The organism is Thalassotalea nanhaiensis (assembly GCF_031583575.1).
Taxonomy (GTDB): domain Bacteria; phylum Pseudomonadota; class Gammaproteobacteria; order Enterobacterales; family Alteromonadaceae; genus Thalassotalea_A; species Thalassotalea_A nanhaiensis.
The window spans coordinates 2,512,787-2,529,943 of the sequence record NZ_CP134146.1 but is presented as its reverse complement, the minus strand read 5'-3'; the positions used below and the strand labels follow the sequence as shown (position 1 = coordinate 2,529,943).

The 17,157-nt window shown below is 37.9% G+C and carries 14 protein-coding genes; 6 read left to right on the top strand and 8 right to left on the bottom strand.

Annotated elements, in window-relative coordinates:
* Window positions 1–4 precede the first annotated feature (4 nt).
* The 3 genes from RI845_RS11135 to purM form a co-directional block, all read right to left on the bottom strand.
* Window positions 5–781 (bottom strand): DUF3108 domain-containing protein, encoded by a 777-nt coding sequence (locus tag RI845_RS11135; protein WP_348386241.1) that lies wholly within the window; start codon window positions 779–781, stop codon window positions 5–7.
* 81 nt (window positions 782–862) lie between these two features.
* Window positions 863–1,525, bottom strand: coding sequence for a phosphoribosylglycinamide formyltransferase (gene purN, locus RI845_RS11130; RefSeq protein ID WP_348386240.1), 663 nt, complete (start codon window positions 1,523–1,525; stop codon window positions 863–865).
* Between the two features lies 1 nt (window position 1,526).
* Window positions 1,527–2,567 carry a phosphoribosylformylglycinamidine cyclo-ligase gene (gene purM / locus RI845_RS11125; protein WP_348386239.1) on the bottom strand — a complete coding sequence of 347 codons (1,041 nt, stop codon included), beginning with the start codon at window positions 2,565–2,567 and terminating at the stop codon, window positions 1,527–1,529.
* Between the two features lie 143 nt (window positions 2,568–2,710).
* Between purM and RI845_RS11120 the strand changes: the two genes are divergently transcribed.
* Entirely contained in the window at window positions 2,711–3,814 is a 1,104-nt protein-coding gene (locus tag RI845_RS11120) for a DUF2066 domain-containing protein (protein ID WP_348386238.1), read from the top strand.
* On the top strand, window positions 3,814–4,515 hold the full coding sequence (hda, locus tag RI845_RS11115) for a DnaA regulatory inactivator Hda (protein WP_348386237.1): 702 nt from the start codon (window positions 3,814–3,816) through the stop codon (window positions 4,513–4,515). Before RI845_RS11120 ends, hda begins: the two co-directional genes overlap by 1 nt.
* Window positions 4,516–4,519: 4 nt before the next feature.
* On the opposite strand, the gene RI845_RS11110 is transcribed toward hda, so the two are convergent.
* A complete protein-coding gene (locus tag RI845_RS11110) occupies window positions 4,520–6,580 on the bottom strand; it encodes an MltF family protein (protein ID WP_348386236.1) in 2,061 nt (686 codons plus the stop codon).
* A 94-nt stretch (window positions 6,581–6,674) separates the two neighbouring features.
* Between RI845_RS11110 and RI845_RS11105 the strand changes: the two genes are divergently transcribed.
* The 3 genes from RI845_RS11105 to RI845_RS11095 are packed head-to-tail and all read left to right on the top strand — an operon-like array spanning window position 6,675 to window position 9,996.
* Window positions 6,675–8,510, top strand: a complete 1,836-nt coding sequence (locus RI845_RS11105; RefSeq protein ID WP_348386235.1) for a protein kinase domain-containing protein — start codon at window positions 6,675–6,677, stop codon at window positions 8,508–8,510.
* A gap of 11 nt (window positions 8,511–8,521) precedes the next feature.
* Window positions 8,522–8,905 carry a VOC family protein gene (locus tag RI845_RS11100; RefSeq protein ID WP_348386234.1) on the top strand — a complete coding sequence of 128 codons (384 nt, stop codon included), beginning with the start codon at window positions 8,522–8,524 and terminating at the stop codon, window positions 8,903–8,905.
* 23 nt (window positions 8,906–8,928) lie between these two features.
* Window positions 8,929–9,996, top strand: coding sequence for a patatin-like phospholipase family protein (locus RI845_RS11095; RefSeq protein WP_348386233.1), 1,068 nt, complete (start codon window positions 8,929–8,931; stop codon window positions 9,994–9,996).
* A 39-nt stretch (window positions 9,997–10,035) separates the two neighbouring features.
* Here the strand turns inward: RI845_RS11095 and RI845_RS11090 are convergent, their stop codons facing one another.
* From RI845_RS11090 to cmoA, 4 genes are all read right to left on the bottom strand, one after another.
* Window positions 10,036–11,379, bottom strand: coding sequence for an anti-phage deoxyguanosine triphosphatase (locus RI845_RS11090; RefSeq protein WP_348386232.1), 1,344 nt, complete (start codon window positions 11,377–11,379; stop codon window positions 10,036–10,038).
* 80 nt (window positions 11,380–11,459) lie between these two features.
* A complete protein-coding gene (locus RI845_RS11085; protein ID WP_348386231.1) occupies window positions 11,460–12,359 on the bottom strand; it encodes a LysR family transcriptional regulator in 900 nt (299 codons plus the stop codon).
* A gap of 17 nt (window positions 12,360–12,376) precedes the next feature.
* Window positions 12,377–13,342: a tRNA 5-methoxyuridine(34)/uridine 5-oxyacetic acid(34) synthase CmoB gene (cmoB, locus tag RI845_RS11080; protein WP_405054007.1), complete on the bottom strand. Its 966-nt coding sequence runs from the start codon at window positions 13,340–13,342 to the stop codon at window positions 12,377–12,379.
* Window positions 13,343–13,358: 16 nt separating this feature from the next.
* The gene (gene cmoA, locus RI845_RS11075; RefSeq protein ID WP_348386230.1) at window positions 13,359–14,093 is read right to left on the bottom strand and encodes a carboxy-S-adenosyl-L-methionine synthase CmoA; all 735 of its coding nucleotides are present in this window, start codon (window positions 14,091–14,093) and stop codon (window positions 13,359–13,361) included.
* 201 nt (window positions 14,094–14,294) lie between these two features.
* Between cmoA and RI845_RS11070 the strand changes: the two genes are divergently transcribed.
* On the top strand, window positions 14,295–17,156 hold the full coding sequence (locus tag RI845_RS11070; protein WP_348386229.1) for a transporter substrate-binding domain-containing protein: 2,862 nt from the start codon (window positions 14,295–14,297) through the stop codon (window positions 17,154–17,156).
* The last annotated feature ends 1 nt before the right edge of the window (window position 17,157 follow it).

Sequence of the window (17,157 nt, the reverse complement as noted above, 5' to 3'; positions counted from 1 at the left end):
TAAATTAATTCCCTTTTGAAATTACAGTCGAGTCAGAATCGTTGCTTGCTGACTCGATTGATACTAACTCGGCTTGAAATTGCTGAAAATCACTTTCTATTTGATGTAATTTGACCATTAAGTAATTTAATCTTGGGGCAAACCAGGCATAGGTAACTTGTTTCGTATTCGGTTTCTTACGTCTAAGTTTTATCGCATCTATCACGCCAAATGGTAACATTAATTCTTCTTTACCAATGTACTCGTAATTATAGGTACTGATACCACCAGAGGTGCTTAACGCTTTAAAATTAAAATCTTTAACACCGTTGATCAAATTTAATCGAGATTGCAGGTGATAACTTAATTTACTTTGTAAGCCATCTACCCATTCGCCTTTCATTGGCTTTTTTTTCTTTTTCAAGTTGTAAGCTGTTTTATTCGCTTGATCAAACTGCCAATGATAAAACTTGTCTTTACCTGTTCCTTCACGATCAGATTTATAGGTAAGCGGGATAACTTTACCGTCGACAATTTTATTGGTTGTGGTTTCTCGGCGATGATCAGAAAAAATCAGCCATTCAATATCTGTTTTGTAATTAAAGTCGAAACTACCATCGGGAAGGTTTTTTAACGTCCGTTCAGCTTTTCCAACAATATCACCATCATGAACAATATTATATTTAGCCGTAAAGTCGGGAATTGTACTTACTGGGCTAACTGACTCTGCAGCAATTGTAGATATGGAAAAACAGGCAAGACCTAAGCCATATAATAGGGGAGATAATAACTTACTATTCATGTTAACCCTTTGTTTCTATTGGAAATGCAATAAAACGTTAGAGTGAAGAATAGTAAGTTAGTTCAATAAAAATAATACCTGCTATTCATCACTCGCATAGCCGTACTCAGGCAATGCTTGATTATCAAGTTTGGCACATTCTTCGCTCATTGTTAAGCGTTGCTCACAGAACCATTTAACCACTAACGGGTAAATACGATGTTCTTGTTCATGTACTCTTGCTGCAAGATCGTCAGCGTTGTCACCAGCAAATACAGGTACTTTTGCCTGTAAAATTACCGGCCCACCATCAAGCTCTTCAGTAACAAAATGGACACTAACGCCATGCTCATCATCACCGGCATCGATAGCACGTTGATGAGTATTTAAGCCTTGATACTTAGGTAATAATGATGGATGAATGTTTAACAAACGACCTTGAAAGTGTTGCACAAATTCAGCGGTTAAAATTCGCATAAACCCAGCGAGAATGACCAAGTCAGGTTTAAAAGCGTCAATTTCTTTTATCAGCTGAGCATCATAAGCATCACGGGTATCAAACTCTTTATGAGAAAGAACACATGTTGCAATATCAGCATTTTGTGCACGAGTTAACCCATACACATCAGCTTTATTCGATAAAACACCTACAACGTTGCCGCTGATATAATCGGTTTTGCAGGCATCAATGATAGCCTGCAAATTAGTGCCACTACCCGAGATCAGAACAACAATTCTTTTCTCGGTGTTGTTAACAGATGGCATCTTAGTTAATCACCACTTGTTCTTCGTCGTCAGTAGCCGTCTGAATTTCACCTAAGTGCCAAGCGTTTTCGCCATGAGCTTTAAGGATTTCCAAGCTTTGTTCTACTTTATCGGCAGGAACAACAATCATCATACCAACACCACAGTTAAAGGTACGGTACATTTCATGGGTAGTTATGTTGCCTTTTTCTTGTAACCAGTTGAAAATTTCAGGCCATTGCCAGCTGCTACCGTCTACTACCGCTTTAGTATTCGCTGGTAATACACGAGGAATGTTTTCCCAGAAACCGCCACCGGTAATGTGAGAAAGTGCATTGGCTTTAACATCTTTAAGCATGGCTAAAGTAGATTTAACATAAATCTTAGTCGGCTCTAATAAATGATCGGCAATTGAACGTTCACCTAACATTTCGCTGGTATCAGTGTTATTAACTTCTAATACTTTACGAATTAAAGAGAAGCCGTTTGAATGTGGGCCTGAAGACGCAAGCGCGATAAGTTGATCGCCAGCAGCAACATTTTCACCAGTGATTAGTTCTGATTTTTCAGCAACACCAGTACAGAAACCTGCAATGTCGTAATCGCCTTCATGATACATACCTGGCATTTCAGCAGTTTCGCCACCAACTAAGGCACAACCTGATTGCACACAACCTTCAGCAATACCGGCAACTACATCTGATGCAACTTGTACATCAAGTTTTGCAGTTGCGTAGTAATCTAAGAAATATAAAGGCTCTGCACCAAGTACAAGCAAATCGTTTACACACATAGCAACTAAATCAATACCTACTGTATCGTGCTTCTTCAGATCGATTGCCAAGCGTAGTTTAGTACCCACACCGTCAGTACCTGAAATTAAAACAGGTTCTTTGTAGCCTGTAGGTAATTGACATACAGCACCAAAACCACCTAAACCACCCATAACCTCTGGACGGGTAGTTCTTTTCACCGCACCTTTGATGTTTTCTACTAATGCATTACCTGCGTCAATATCAACACCTGCGTCTTTATAGCTTAACGATTGTTTTTGCTCGCTCACTTGGAACCCTTAAAATGTAATTTGAAATAATAAACACGTAAAAATTGCGCATATTCTACCAGTGCTGACGCCGATATAAAATCTTTGTGAGAAAATATTTTTTTTCTAGGTTAAATTCCTAATCTTTATGATAATATTTGCCTATGAAAAGAATAAAATTATCTCCTGTTAGCGCCATTCACACTTTTTTATTAATTGTTGTCATGGCATTTCCTGCGCTTGCGATAGAAGTAAATGATTTATATCAAGCACAAGTGTTAGTTGATAACACCTCTACGGGCAAGCAAAAAGCGGCTAAACGAGCATTCAAACAAGTTCTCGTAAAGCTCGCTGGCGCCGATTTTGTCGGCTCTAATGAACAAATTAAAAATGCTCTGGCTAAACCGAATAATTATCTAAGCCAGTTCAGTTATGAGCAAGTTGATGATGAAACATTTTTACTGGCGCGTTTTGAACACGATAAAATTAATCAGCTATTACAAAAAGCCAAGGCTAGTATTTGGGGTAAATACCGTCCGCTTATTACCATTTGGATGGTTGAAGAAAATGGTATTGAACGAACCATTGTTGATGATTCAACATTAGAATTGAAAACCCTTATAACAGATACGGCGAACAATCGCGGTTTACCGGTTAATTTTCCGTTAATGGATTTAACGGATTCAATGAGCATTTCTGTTAGCGATGTGTGGGGAAGATTTCCGGAAACTTTACAACAGGCATCAAGTCGTTATTTAGCCGAAGCTGTGGTTGTTATTCGTGTATCTAATAGTACCTTACTTGAAGAACCTGATATTAACACTTGTGGCCAGGTCTGCAAAACGTACCAGTATTCAGCCGACTGGCAATATATGAGTCAAGGTGAAATTATACAAAGTAAAGTTAATGCTGATGACAAAAATCAAGTGATTGAATTAGCGATAAATGATTTAGCCGAACATTTACATCATAATAATGCTTACGTGTTTAGTACTGAACAGCAAGGTCAGTTAGATATTGAAATTGCTAATGTTAATTCAATGCAAGCATTTGTCTCGGTCAGTGAATTTTTAACTAATTTAACCTTAGTATCTGATGTTAAGTTAATCAGCGTGACAGGCGAAAAAATGCTGTTTAGGCTCAACATTTTAGCCAGTGCGGAAGCAATAAAGCAAAGTCTGAAACTGGAACAAAAACTCAGTGAAAATCAAGATCCATTAGCAATTGTTAATGAAGATGCCGTTATTAGTTTTATGTGGAAAGGTTAATGTCGAATACTGAGCAATTACCTTTAGCCGTTCATTTACCCGATGATGAAACTTTTGATAGTTTTTATGCGGTAAATAGTGGGGCGGTTATAGGACAGTTAAAAGCCTTTATTCAAACTCCGGTAACCACAACCAATGGTTTTTATTTATTTGGTCAAGCAGGTGTTGGAAAATCTCACTTATTACACGCGAGTTGTGCTTTTGCTGCAGAAATGAGCTTAACGTCTTTATGTTTGTCATTTTCAGAAATTAAACAGTTATCTGTTGAAGTGTTAGCCAATTTAGAAAACTTTGACTTAATTTGTTTAGACGATTTGCATTTAATTGCTGGCGATGAGCAATGGCAGCAAGGTGTTTTTGATTTATATAATCGAGTTATTGAGAATAATAAAAAACTGATCATAGCGGGTAACAATAGTGCCAACAGTTTACTTATTACTTTACCTGATCTGGTTTCACGCATTACTTGGGGCTTTACTGAACAGTTGAAACCATTAGCCGATGTTGAAAAAATTCAGGCCATGCAACTTCGTTCTAAATTGCGTGGCATTGAAATGAATGAAGAGACGGCAAAATTTTTGTTAAACCGATTATCACGCAATATGAATAATTTGGTACAAAGCTTGGATGTTCTCGATAAAGCTTCGATCAAAGCCCAACGTAAAATTACCATTCCATTTATTAAAGAAACGTTATTTTAATCTTCTAAAGAGTGGTTAGTTCAACTTGATGAATATATGCCTGGTATTTGTGACGAATGTTACGTACATACGTTACAGGTTCATTACCGCGAACATAACCATAACGTGCTTTTGATGAGTATTCACGCTTCGATAATAGCAACATTGCTCGTTCTACATTGTCAAACCAAACATCATCACGCCAGCCTTTTTGTCTCGCTAAACGGATTGCATCATTAACATGGCCATAGCCTGCATTATAAGATGCTAATGAAAACCAAATCAGTTGATCATCACGAACATCCATTTCTCTCATTCTTTGCTGAACCCAGTGTAAATATTTTACTCCAGCATGAATGCCATTTTCAGGGGTTGTCATATTTGATATTTTCAACTCCTTAGCGGTTCGGGGCATTACTTGAAATAAACCTAATGCGCCAGCAAAGGATTTAGCCTTGGGGTTAAAACGACTTTCCTGGTGCATTTGAGCGATAAGTAAATTACTGTCAAAACCATATTGCTTGGCGTATTTTTTTACTACATCATCATAAGGTGACAACGCTCCGCCAGTTTTTTGCGAGGTGAAATCTTCATGGTGTTGATCAATAAGTTTTTGGTTTTCAAAGTATTTGTTATGAATTACATTGTAAAATAAACCTCTGTAAGTACGTTTGATATAGGTATCTATTTTACTTAATAACGCATTATGTCCTTTTTGTACCACCCAACTTTGAGCCTTTTCTTTACCAATAAAAATTCCAGCATTGATATCACTACGTAAACTTAGTTCTAAATCAACCAAATGATTATCGGCAATTGTTAGGTCAAACTCACCCGTTGCTACTGCTTCTATTACTCGCTCAGTATCATATGTTTCAGGTGCTGGTGTTAATACTATTTCAGGCATTAGGGTTTGTAAGTCTTTAACTGTGTTCCAGTAGGAACTTGATCTTCTGACCGTTATATTTCGATATTTTAGATCTTCAATGCTGTTAATTGCAGGATCATTAATACCACTTACCAATTGCTCTGTTGCATAATGGTAAGGACGGGAAAAACCTAACCCTTGTTTTATTCGTTGTTGATTTGGAGTATAAAAACCTAAAGCAATGTCTGCTTTACCTTCTTTTACGTATTCAAACATCGCTTCATTGTCTGGCGCCACTAATATTTCATAGCGAAGACGGTGTTTTTTGGCAAAATCTTTGGCAAGTTCATAGTGAAAGCCCATCAACTCACCTTTCCATAAATAATAAGACGAGATGTTGTTGCGCATCACAAATTTAATGGTGCGTCGTTCAGCAATGATATCCCATTCATTTTTGACTGGAATGCTCTTGTTAATGGTGATTTCCTGCTGAACTAGAAAATTATTCAGTGCCGCTTTTAATAATTTTGATTGTTTATTTACTGCCCAAGAAATTTCTTTGGCGCTGTTAGCTTGTAGACTTATTTTGATATCGTTCCGATACTCTAAAGTCGAATCAATTACATTAGAATCGACGATGGTTAAATCGTATTCGCCACTGGCGACTTTATCAAAAATTTGGTCGTGGCTTAAGCGTTTAGGAATTTCAATGATTTCAAGGTTTTTATATACCCTAGCTAAACCAATTGCCGTTAAAGCGTAAGATGTGCCAGGCTGAACCGCAACTTTACGTCGGTCTAAATCTTTTGCATTAACTAAGTCTTTGGCGCTGCTGGCCATAATTAAATGTTCAGTAGTTTCAACAATAGGCAGGGTAAAATCAACTTGCCTTTTTCTAAGGGGATTAACGGTTAGGTTAGAGGCTATGATGTCACCATCACCGTCGATTAATGCCGGGATCAATTCGGCAAAGTCTTCTTTGTAAATGTATTCTATGGTTAGGTTGTTATCCAGGGCGAAATTTTCTAAATATTCTTTATCTAAATTTGGTGGGGAGCCAGCTCTTGGAAGGTAATTATCTTGACCTGACCAGGTCAACACTTTGAGTGTTTTGCTTGCTTCAATCTCACTAAGATCTCGACTGCTTGCTTCAGCTACCTTAACAAAGCATAAGACAAATAATAACGAAAAAACCAAATAAAGATGTTGTTTAGTCACAGGGCTGCCTAAATTAAACATTATTGTTAATAAAACTTTAGCATAATTCACGAAACCTATATGATTAAATCAATATAAATTTTGAGAACACGTTTTGGCTGAAAAAAAATTACAGCACTTTTATATCGCTGAAGATCAATCTATTTACCTGCTAAGCCATAAAGATGCGGCTAAATTAAAGCAATGGATTGAATTAAGTAAAAACCAATTAAAGCAACTTGGCTACGAAAATGTAGAAATGATCGGTAAAGGCGCTTATGGCTTTGTTTTTTCGGGGAAAAAAGAAAGCGGAGAAGAACAGGTATTTAAATTTTCGCGAATAAATTTACCTCAACATGTGCAAGACCGATTAGCCGATGAAGCAGAGATGCAGGCTATGCTAGATCATAAACGCATACCTAAACTATTCGAATATTTAAAAATTAAGCGTCAATCAATTGTTCATATGAGTCGTGCCCCTGGCGATGATTTAGATGTTATTTCCCATAAATTAGGGCCATTACCAGCTGAGCAAGTTGTTAATATAGCCATTCAGTTAATTGAGCTTTTAAAGTTTATCAGAGGCCCTGCGAACAATACGCGCAAGCTTCCGGTAGTTCATGGCGATATCAAACCTTCGAACATTGTTTTTGATGAACAAACCAATCAAATGCAACTTATCGATTGGGGCTCGTCGGTTTGGGCGCAATGCGATAAAGACGGTCACAGCACGGCCACTAACATCATGGATTTGATGAGTGGTGATTTACAACAAACCAACTCTCGCATGGGCGATATATATTTTATTGGAGATGATCAATTAAATGGCGGTTTATCATCTCCTCGGTTTGACGAGCAGGGCATGGCAGCCACCATTTATGCCTTAGCTTCGGGGCAGTCTTGTCGGTATGGCTATAAAGTGATACCTGCAACGTCCCTCGGTTTACCTCAAATGTTGGCTAAAGCATTAGACGGCATGTTGGGGGAAGACCCAAAACTACGTTTACAAGCCGGTGATTATTTAATTAACAATTTACAGCTATTAAAAAATACCGTATTAGCAAATGTTCCTACAAAGTTGAGCATTGATGCGATGATCCCTGTTTGGCAAAGAATACATCATGAGGAAATAGATACCGTAGTTTATGGATCGCGTAAATCGTTTTTACGGGAGCAAGCAGATAAAGAAAGCCTGGTTGATATCGATGATGTGCAACTGGAAAAGTATTATAAAAACTTTCTAGTTGGAATGGGAGATACTGAAAAAGCCTTTGTTGCTGCTGTAAGTCGCTTGGCAAAATTCCCTGTCGTTGGCGGGTTAGCGATACGCTGGGAAAAAGATGGAGTGTATGTTGACTCTAATTTAAGCTTATTTGATTCAAAGTTAGAGTATTCATTTAAGTCAGCGGTAAATAACATGATTACATTGGCCAGAGGTATTTTTAGAATAGGTATTTTTAAGTCTTGTTTATTCAACGCCAGAGATACACTGCATGTAGAGCGTAAAAATAATAGCTTGCCATTTATCGCAAACGCACAACAAAGCATTCCTTTTGAGATCAGTAAACTTGCTGAAGTTGATAATGCCAGTCAACTGCATTCATATTTTGAAGATGGTAAAGATCCCGATGAGTATTTGCGTGTGCCAGATGAAATAATGTCGGTACTGGCGCGCATGAATCGAATACATCATACCGGTTGCATCATTTTTGAAGTATTAGAAAAGCATTTAAAAATACACAGTTACTTAATGTTATTGAACCACGATCAAAAAGCAGAATTTAAACAATGTCTACAAGACATTCTCGATTTGCTGCCGACTATAAAGGGCGTTGGCATTTCAGGCTTTATGAAACTACCTTATAAAGACACTCGTTTTTTTGAACACATTAATCAGCTTCCTGATAAATTTTATCCGAAAAACCCTAAAATATTAGACATAAATAATTAGAGGTAAACACCATGGCGAATGATAAATTAGGCGATGTTGCCTGGCTTGACTTAACAGTTAACAATGCTGAGCAAGTGAAAGACTTCTACCAAGATGTGGTTGGCTGGCAAAGCGAAGGTTGTAATATGGGCGATTATGAAGACTTTGTAATGAATAGCCCTGTTGACGGTGAAGCTAAAGCGGGTGTTTGTCATTCAACAGGCGTAAATGCAGATTTACCACCTGTTTGGATGCCGTATTTTATTGTTGCTAATATCAATGAATCAGCTACTGCTGTACAAGCGAAAGGTGGCAGCCTATTGACTGAAATAAAGTCCATGGGTGGCGATGATAAGTACGTGATTATTAAAGACCCAGCAGGCGCCATTTGTGCGCTGTATTTTAAGAAAAGTTAAGCACAATTAAATAGGAATCATCAGTGAGTAAAGCGTTAGCTGTATATGCGGGTAAAACCGCATTAGCGCAAATAAAAGAGCAGGGTATCAGTCAGGAACAGTTCAAATTACTAGTTGGCGCCAGTGGTGGGCCTAAATGGTTTGTTTTGGCCGGATTGGATCGATTTCTTTGTGGCGAATTTTTTAAATCAAGACAAACGCCATTGTATACGCTAGGCTCGTCGGCTGGCGCGTGGCGCTTTAGTTGTTATGCTCAACAAGACCCTCTTGCCGCCATAAACCGTTTAATTGATGGTTATTCGCATTTAACCTATCCAAGTGATGCAAGTATTAGCGAAGTGACGATACAAAGTGAAAAATTGTTAGCGCACATTGTTTCCAAAAATGCTGACGAAATTGCCAGTAACCCAATGATCAAAAGCACCTTAATTGTGGCAAAATCAAAAGGCTTAACTCGCTATGAAAACAAATATATTCAATTACTCGGCTTACTATCTTCTGCACTGGCAAACCGAGTAAATAGAAAGCATTTGGGCAAGTATTATCAACGAACTGTTTTTAGTACTGATATTACTCAAATCCCCTTTGATTATGATGATGGTATCGACTCAAAAGTTGTTGCATTAACCAAGCATAATATTCATCAGGCATTACAGGCAACAGGTTCGATACCTATGGTTATTAATGGCGTGAAAGACATTGAAGGCGCTGGTGTGGGTATGTTTCGAGATGGTGGCATTATTGATTATCATTTTGATCAACCGTTTTTGCCCAATGCTAAGGATAGTGGTTTGGTATTGTATCCACACTTTTATAATGAATTTAAGCCAGGTTGGTTTGATAAATACATTAAACACAGATTTGCCAACAAAAAGCACTTTGATAAGACTCTAGTGTTGGCCCCTACCGATGAATTCGTCGCTAAGCTACCTTATGGCAAAATACCAGATAGAAAAGACTTTACTCAGTTGAGTGCATCAGAGCGAATAAAGTACTGGCAAACTGTTATTGGTGAGTCTGAACGATTAGCAGAAGAGTTTGCCTCACTTTGTCAAAGTGATGATCTTGGCAAAGCGATAACGCTTATTTAATGATGTAACTTAGTTTGGCGCTTACTTATGCCAAATCTGTTAATAATTATCCTCATTAACGCTATGGCCATTGGCTAAAAACATGCTGTTATAAATTTTGGTGGCAAATTCATCTGTCATCCCTGATAAGTAATCAGCAATAATTCGTTGTGGGTTTTGGCTGTTTTCACAAGCGTCTAACCAACGTTGACATGTTGCGTCGGGTAGGAGTCGTTGTGGATCGCTGGCAAAGGCTTCAAACAATTCCATCACGATTTGCTGGCCTTTATACTCCATTCGTTGAATATTAGTTTGTTTGATCACAAATCGATAAACGTAATCTTTAAACACAGTTAACGCTGCAGCCTCTGTTGGCGGCAAGGCTGCATTATATCGCAGTAATGGTTCAACAAAGCTTGTACCTTTAACTTTGTTTAAATCAATCAGTTCAATTGCGGTAATTAAATAATTTACTAATGAGCCAATTCCGTCTTTTTGTTTATGATGTTGCTTTGAAAACAATTTATCGGCTAAATCACTGGCTATTTGATTCAGCCATGAGTCATTTAAGCCCTTTAACGGTTCAATGACGTGTTCAACAAAACTGTTTTTATCAACGACACCGGTAACTATGGCGTCTTCCATATCATGAATACCGTAGGCAATATCATCGGCAAGCTCCATGATAGAACAATCAAACGATTTAAACTGAGTCTTATGATGCTTACTGGCATTAACACTTATTTTTTGAAATTGCGCCTTGTCATCTTCAGATAATGGCTCAAGCACCCAATTGAGCAGTTCAATGTCATCAATATACAACCCTTTTGGTGGGTGCCAGTCGCTGGCTTTTAGTTGCCTAAAGTTTACAGGTGTTGTGGGGACTTGATGATTAGCAAGTTTATCGATAATTTGCGGATATTTTAGCAATCCTAACAAGGTTCTTCGACTCAGGTTCATGCCAAAATGTTCGGTATAAGGTTCAAGCTTAGTTACAATACGAAAGGTTTGGCCATTGCCTTCAAAACCGCCAAAGTTATGCATCATATAATTTAATGCAACTTCACCACCATGCCCAAATGGTGGGTGGCCAATATCATGGGCCAAACAAATCGCTTCAATTAACGAGTCATCATTAGGTAACAGTAAGTTGCATTGCTCTGGGGATTTTGATCTAAGCTGAGCAGTTATGCCTGAGCCAATTTGTGCGGCTTCTAAAGAGTGGGTTAAGCGAGTTCGGTAAAAATCACTTTGGCCTATACCCATAACCTGAGTTTTAGCTTGTAAACGTCTGAATGCAGCAGAATGTAAAATTCTCGCTCTGTCACGTTGAAACGGTGAACGGTGATCTTGTTGTCTTGAAGAGCCGTTTGTTAATCGCCTTTGCAGCCAGTTCTCATTCATTAAACATCCAGTATGTTATTAATGCCATCCCCATAGTTTTAACATACTGAATTTAAAATAAATATCAACTGTTAACGGGCTTACTCTCGATCAGATTTATGTTCTGCCAGGATTATTTCTTCAAGAAGTAGAACGCCTGGACCGGCATTATCTCTGTCAGGAATAACTAAGGTGATCGGTACAACCAGCTGTGCAGAGCCCTCTAGATTAATCGCTTTAAGACTCCCATCATTCAGCTCGCTATCAATTAAATGACAAGGCAGCCAGCAAAAGCCTATGCCTTGTTTTAAAATAGTACTGGCCTCAAAAAAGCTTGATACTGTCCAACGTTTTTCAGCTTTTAACCAGCCTTTGTCGGGTTTTTCTTTACCAGTATCGCTGATCACTATTTGCAAGTGTGTGGCGAGCTCTTCACTACTTATCGAGCTTTGCTGAAAAATGTCATGACTACTGTGACAAACAGGAATAAGTTTCGTGCTGCATAAATGATTTCCACGAACGCCTTCGGCGGTACTAGGACTTAAAACAATATCAGCAGTTTTATTCTTAATAGCTTCAGTAGAGCCAGAGATTACTTCATCGGTAATTTTTAAACGACTACCATGACTTTGCGGCCAATACTTCTGCAAGGCCTTTAATAAGCGATGTTTAGGGTACAATACTTCACATGCTATGGTTATTTCAGCTTCCCAGCCACCATTTAAGGTGTCGGCAAAGTCTTCAATTGATTGGATATCTTCTAACAGTTTTTTTGAGCGGCGCAGCATCGCTGTACCTGCTTCAGTGATTTTAGTTTGTCGACCTTCAACTTCTAACAATGCCAACCCCAGTTGTGATTGCAGTTTTGCAACCGCGTGGTTAAGCGATGACTGACTTTTGTTTAACGCCTCACTCGCTTTGGCATAGCTGCCGTGTTCAACCACAGCATGAAAAATGCGCCATTGCTCTATGGTGGTCTTCGCGCGAAATACTTTATCCATAGTTAACTCTTATTAAATTAAATGTTCGCAACAATAATTGCTCGAAGTGGCGCAGGGTGGCCCTCGATTGTTTTTGTTGGATCGTTTGGATCTAAGAAATCTTCTAATGATTCAGTTTCCATCCAAGGCGTTTGACGCTGCTCTTCAAATGCTGTTTGGTCGGTGTTAACTACACGAACATTTTTAAACCCTAGACGCTGCATCCAAAATACTAATGCGTCACAACTAGGTAAAAACCAGACATTACGCATTTTTGCATAACGATCGCCAGGTACCAATACCGTATGTTTATCACCTTCAATTACTAAGGTTTCTAGTACTAATTCGCCACCAGGAGCCAACTGCGCCTTCAACTGTTGTAAGAAATCTATTGGTGATTTACGATGATATAAAACGCCCATAGCAAAAACTGTATCAAACGATTTTAATTGTGGTAAATGCTCTACACCTATTGGTAAAAGGTTTACGTTGTCGTCTTTAATGAAGTGCTGTAGGGCTCTAAATTGCATCATGAACAATTGTGTTGGATCAACACCAACAACAAACTTGGCGCCCTCACCACGCATCCGCCATAAGTGATAGCCGCTGCCACAGCCAATATCTAAAACATATCGGTTTTTTAAATCACTGATATGTGGCTTTAAACGATCCCATTTAAAATCACTGCGCCATTCCGTGTCTATATGCACGCCATGAATATGATACGGACCTTTGCGCCATGGCTTGAAATTCATTAACAGATTGCTGATACGCTTTTGTTCACCTTCACTGATATCTTCAGCAGAGCCAATAGTAACACTGTCTTTTAATTCAATTGAGCTTGGCTTGGTGTTTGGCAGGGCATCAATAGTTTTTTGCCATTTGTAAAACTCGCCATGCAAGTCATTTTTTTGCCAAGCGCTCAGTTGCTCGGGTAAGCATGTTAGCCAATGTGCTAAACGGTTACCGGCGATTTGTTGGTAAAACTTATTAAATAATTTCATTGGAATTTAGATATCACTATTTGATCGCGATTAAAGAGAAAAAGTTGAAACATTGAAACCATGGCGTGGCATGACGAAATCCAGCATCGTTTAAGTGCTGTAAATGAGTACTTAAATGATCAGGTTTCATCACATTTTCAATAGCAGCTCGTTTTTGCGCTATTTCTAAGTCACTGTAGCCATTTGCTCGTTTAAAGTTATGATGTAAATCATTCAGTAAGTCCATGCACACTGGGTCTTCATCGTAAATTTTTTCTGACAGCACTAATATGCCACCAGGAACCAGAGCATTTGCTATATTGCTCAATAAAGTTTGTCTATGTTCAGGAGCAATAAACTGCAAGGTGAAGTTTAAAACGATAACAGAAGCGTTATGCATATTTTCAGATAAAATATCACCTTGTTTAACCATACATGGCGTTTTCGCTTTAAACGCATTTACATGAATTTGACAACGTTCAACCATTTCCTTTGAGTTATCGATAGAAATAATTTTACAATTATCGGCAACAATATTTTGTCGCATCGCTAAACTTGCCGCACCGAGTGAGCAACCTAAATCATAAATATGAGTGTCATCTTGGGCATATCGAGCGCTAAGTTCACCAATAGTTTCAATGATAGTGCTGTAACCAGGAACCGAGCGTTTGATCATGTCAGGAAACACTTCTACAACTTGTGCGTCGAAGCGAAAATCAGCAATTGTTTGCTTAGGGGATGAATATATAAGATCTTTTTCGTGCTTGCTCATCAAAAAAATTACTAAACTTGAATAATTTCATTATTTTAGCTTAAAAGTTAGCTTTACAAAACCATTGCAATTTAATATCAGTAAACTTTTCGAAATTTGCCATCATTATTATTCATCATTTAACTGGAAAACTACAAAAAAATCAGATCGTTGCTATATTTAATGGGGACTCGTCCTACAAAGGTTGAACACCTTCTTACTATGAATTTTTTACAGGCTAGGCACAAACTGAAAGCTACAATTACTTTGTTGCTATTTAGTTTTGTCGCTAACGCTAACAGTCAGAGTGAAATTAAAGAAGCTGAAGACAAGATCAGTTATAGCATAGCAATATCTGACTTTTCCTACCCATTTCACTTTGTTGAAAATAACCAACCCTCCGGCGCCATGGTGGATGTTTGGCGGCTTTGGGCTAAAAAACAAAACGTAAAAGTTGAATTTAAAGTTACTGACTTTGAGGAAGGGTTACAAGCAGTTGCTGATGGCGACATTGATATCCATGCTGGTTTTACACAAACCGCTGAACGGGGTAAACATTTAGCATTTTCGCAACAGATTATGAGAAGTAAAAATTATCTGTATTTATCAATGCTGCTAAATAATATCACTACAATGAAGCAAGTAACTCCCTTTACTATTGGCGTGTTAAAAGGTTCGCTCGAACAAACGTTACTGAGTAGTAAAAACAACCAATTCAATTTAAAAACGTTTACCAATCGAAACGCAATGTATGAAGCTGCGTTAAACCATAAAATCCTTATTTATGCTGATGATAATGAAGGCAATAAAGGTTATAAGGAATACGAAACCTTACGCAAGGAGTACCCATTCTCTAAAAGGTTTAAATTTTTTGAAAACCCAGTCGTCGCAGGCGTAAGTAAAACTAATACAGAGTTACTCAGCTTTGTAAACGAAGGGTTATCTAAAATAAGTGACCATGAATATCAGACCCTACTTACAGCTTGGCGTAAATACGGCATCAATAAAGATGCTATTTCAGTGGCATATCCAACTGATCGACCTCCTTATTCTGTTATGGATAGAACAGGTAAAGCAAGAGGGATGTTCATTGATATATGGAAATTATGGGCACAGGAGGCAAATAAGGTAATTGAGTTTATTCCGATAAACCGAGTAGATAGTTATCCTGTAATTGAAAGTGGCTTGGTTGATGTTCATATAGGCATCCCTGTAGCTAAGCAGCACCCTTTATATAATGAAAACAACTGGTTAATACACTCAACGTTTGCTCAAGTATATTTATCAAATGCAAAACGCAGCATAAATTCAATGACAGAACTTAGTGGAAAAGCAGTAGGTATTTTTAAGTTCTCGCCATATCTAGATGAAATTCAAAACCAATATGAAGATGTAAAGTTTATTAAGTTCAATAGTGTCAAGGCAATGATAGAGGCTGAACGTTCAGGTAAAATTACAAGCTTTATTGCTGCTCAAGAAAGTGTCGAAGCAGAAATTCACAACATGAATTTGACGGGAATATATAAACGTTTAATTACGCCTAGATATCAGGTTGACTTTAGTGTGGTGACTAACCCTGATAATCAATTGTTGCAACAATTAGTTTTAAAAGGGGCTGCTCAACTTGGTAAAAATGAAATAGCTTCAATTAAAGCAACATGGCTGAAAGCCGTAGAGCAGGAAACTTCAGTAATTAGTCATTACCTTGCAGATCTAACCCCAGAGGAAGCAAACTTTTTAAGTAGAAAAAATGAATTTACAGTTGGCGTTTTAAATAACTATAAACCGGTTGAATTTACCGGTAAAAATGGTGAAGTAAAAGGCATTAACAGAGATATTCTCGATGTTATATCTGAACATACAGGCGTTAAGTTTACTTATGTTAACTATGATGATTGGTCAGACTTATTTCACGATTTTTTAAATCAAAAGTATGACATTGCGTTAGGCATAACTCCTAGCGAAGAGCGACGCGATAAAATGCATTTCAGTAAACGCTATTACAGCACTCCTTGGGGAGTGATTGGTCAACCAGAGTTTCAAGACAAAGTTTACAGTCTTGATTCGTTGGAAGGATTAACGGTAGCGATAATTCAAGACTACATATCGATAGAATTCATCAAAGATAATTACCCACTGATAAAACTAAGGTTGGTTGAAGATGTCAACGAAGGTGCTGAATTGGTAAATAACGGAGAAGTAGATGCCTATATTGATTTTTTCCCAATATTAACAAACATGATCCTTGATTATGATATTGATACTTTCAATATTGAGTATCTAAATGACCTGCCCCCTGAAGAAAACCACATGGCTATAAATTATGATTACCCCGAATTGGCCGGTATTTTGAATAAGGGGATTAATACTATTAGCGAAAGTGATTATGAAAATATTCGTGATTATTGGTTAAGAACTATTATTGCCGAAGGGTATGACAAAAATATGGTAATTCGGACCAGCTTACAGGTAGGGGTCATTATTTTGTTTATTGTCGGTAGTGTGTTGTGGTGGAGTTATCGTATGCGCACTGAAATTACCAAACGACGTGAACTTGAAAAGGAATTAAGGTTTTTGGCCTGTCACGACGGTTTAACGTCATTAGCAAATAGGCGATTGTTTGAAGAGCATTTACACAGTTCAATAAAACTGCATAAAAGGCGTAAAGAAAGTTTAGCGATTTTATTTATTGATATTGATGGGTTTAAAGCGGTTAATGATAGTTACGGACATGCCGTTGGTGATGAATTATTGGTAAAAATCAGTAACTTAATGCTTGGTTCAGTACGAGATTCAGATATTGTCAGTCGCTTTGGTGGTGATGAGTTTATCGTTTTATTAAACCAAGTAAGCTCAGTAGGTGCTGCCAATAACGTTGCAAAAAAACTCATTGAAATTTTATCCTCGCCAATTGATTTATCCGATTGTCAGGTAAATATTGGCGCAAGTGTTGGTATTTCTTTCTACCCAACAGATGAGTCAAATGTTGAAAAGCTTATTTCTTTAGCAGACACAAGGATGTATCAAGTGAAAACTCAAGGGAAAAATAACTACTTGTCGACTACTGTCGATGAGGTGCAATAGG

Coding starts and splice junctions, on each gene's coding strand:
- RI845_RS11135 (WP_348386241.1), bottom strand. CDS start 781: ATGAATAGTAAGTTATTATCTCCCCTATTATATGGCTTAGGTCTTGCC.
- purN (WP_348386240.1), bottom strand. CDS start 1,525: ATGCCATCTGTTAACAACACCGAGAAAAGAATTGTTGTTCTGATCTCG.
- RI845_RS11120 (WP_348386238.1), top strand. CDS start 2,711: ATGAAAAGAATAAAATTATCTCCTGTTAGCGCCATTCACACTTTTTTA.
- hda (WP_348386237.1), top strand. CDS start 3,814: ATGTCGAATACTGAGCAATTACCTTTAGCCGTTCATTTACCCGATGAT.
- RI845_RS11100 (WP_348386234.1), top strand. CDS start 8,522: ATGGCGAATGATAAATTAGGCGATGTTGCCTGGCTTGACTTAACAGTT.
- RI845_RS11090 (WP_348386232.1), bottom strand. CDS start 11,379: ATGAATGAGAACTGGCTGCAAAGGCGATTAACAAACGGCTCTTCAAGA.
- RI845_RS11085 (WP_348386231.1), bottom strand. CDS start 12,359: ATGGATAAAGTATTTCGCGCGAAGACCACCATAGAGCAATGGCGCATT.
- cmoB (WP_405054007.1), bottom strand. CDS start 13,342: ATGAAATTATTTAATAAGTTTTACCAACAAATCGCCGGTAACCGTTTA.
- cmoA (WP_348386230.1), bottom strand. CDS start 14,093: ATGAGCAAGCACGAAAAAGATCTTATATATTCATCCCCTAAGCAAACA.
- RI845_RS11070 (WP_348386229.1), top strand. CDS start 14,295: ATGAATTTTTTACAGGCTAGGCACAAACTGAAAGCTACAATTACTTTG.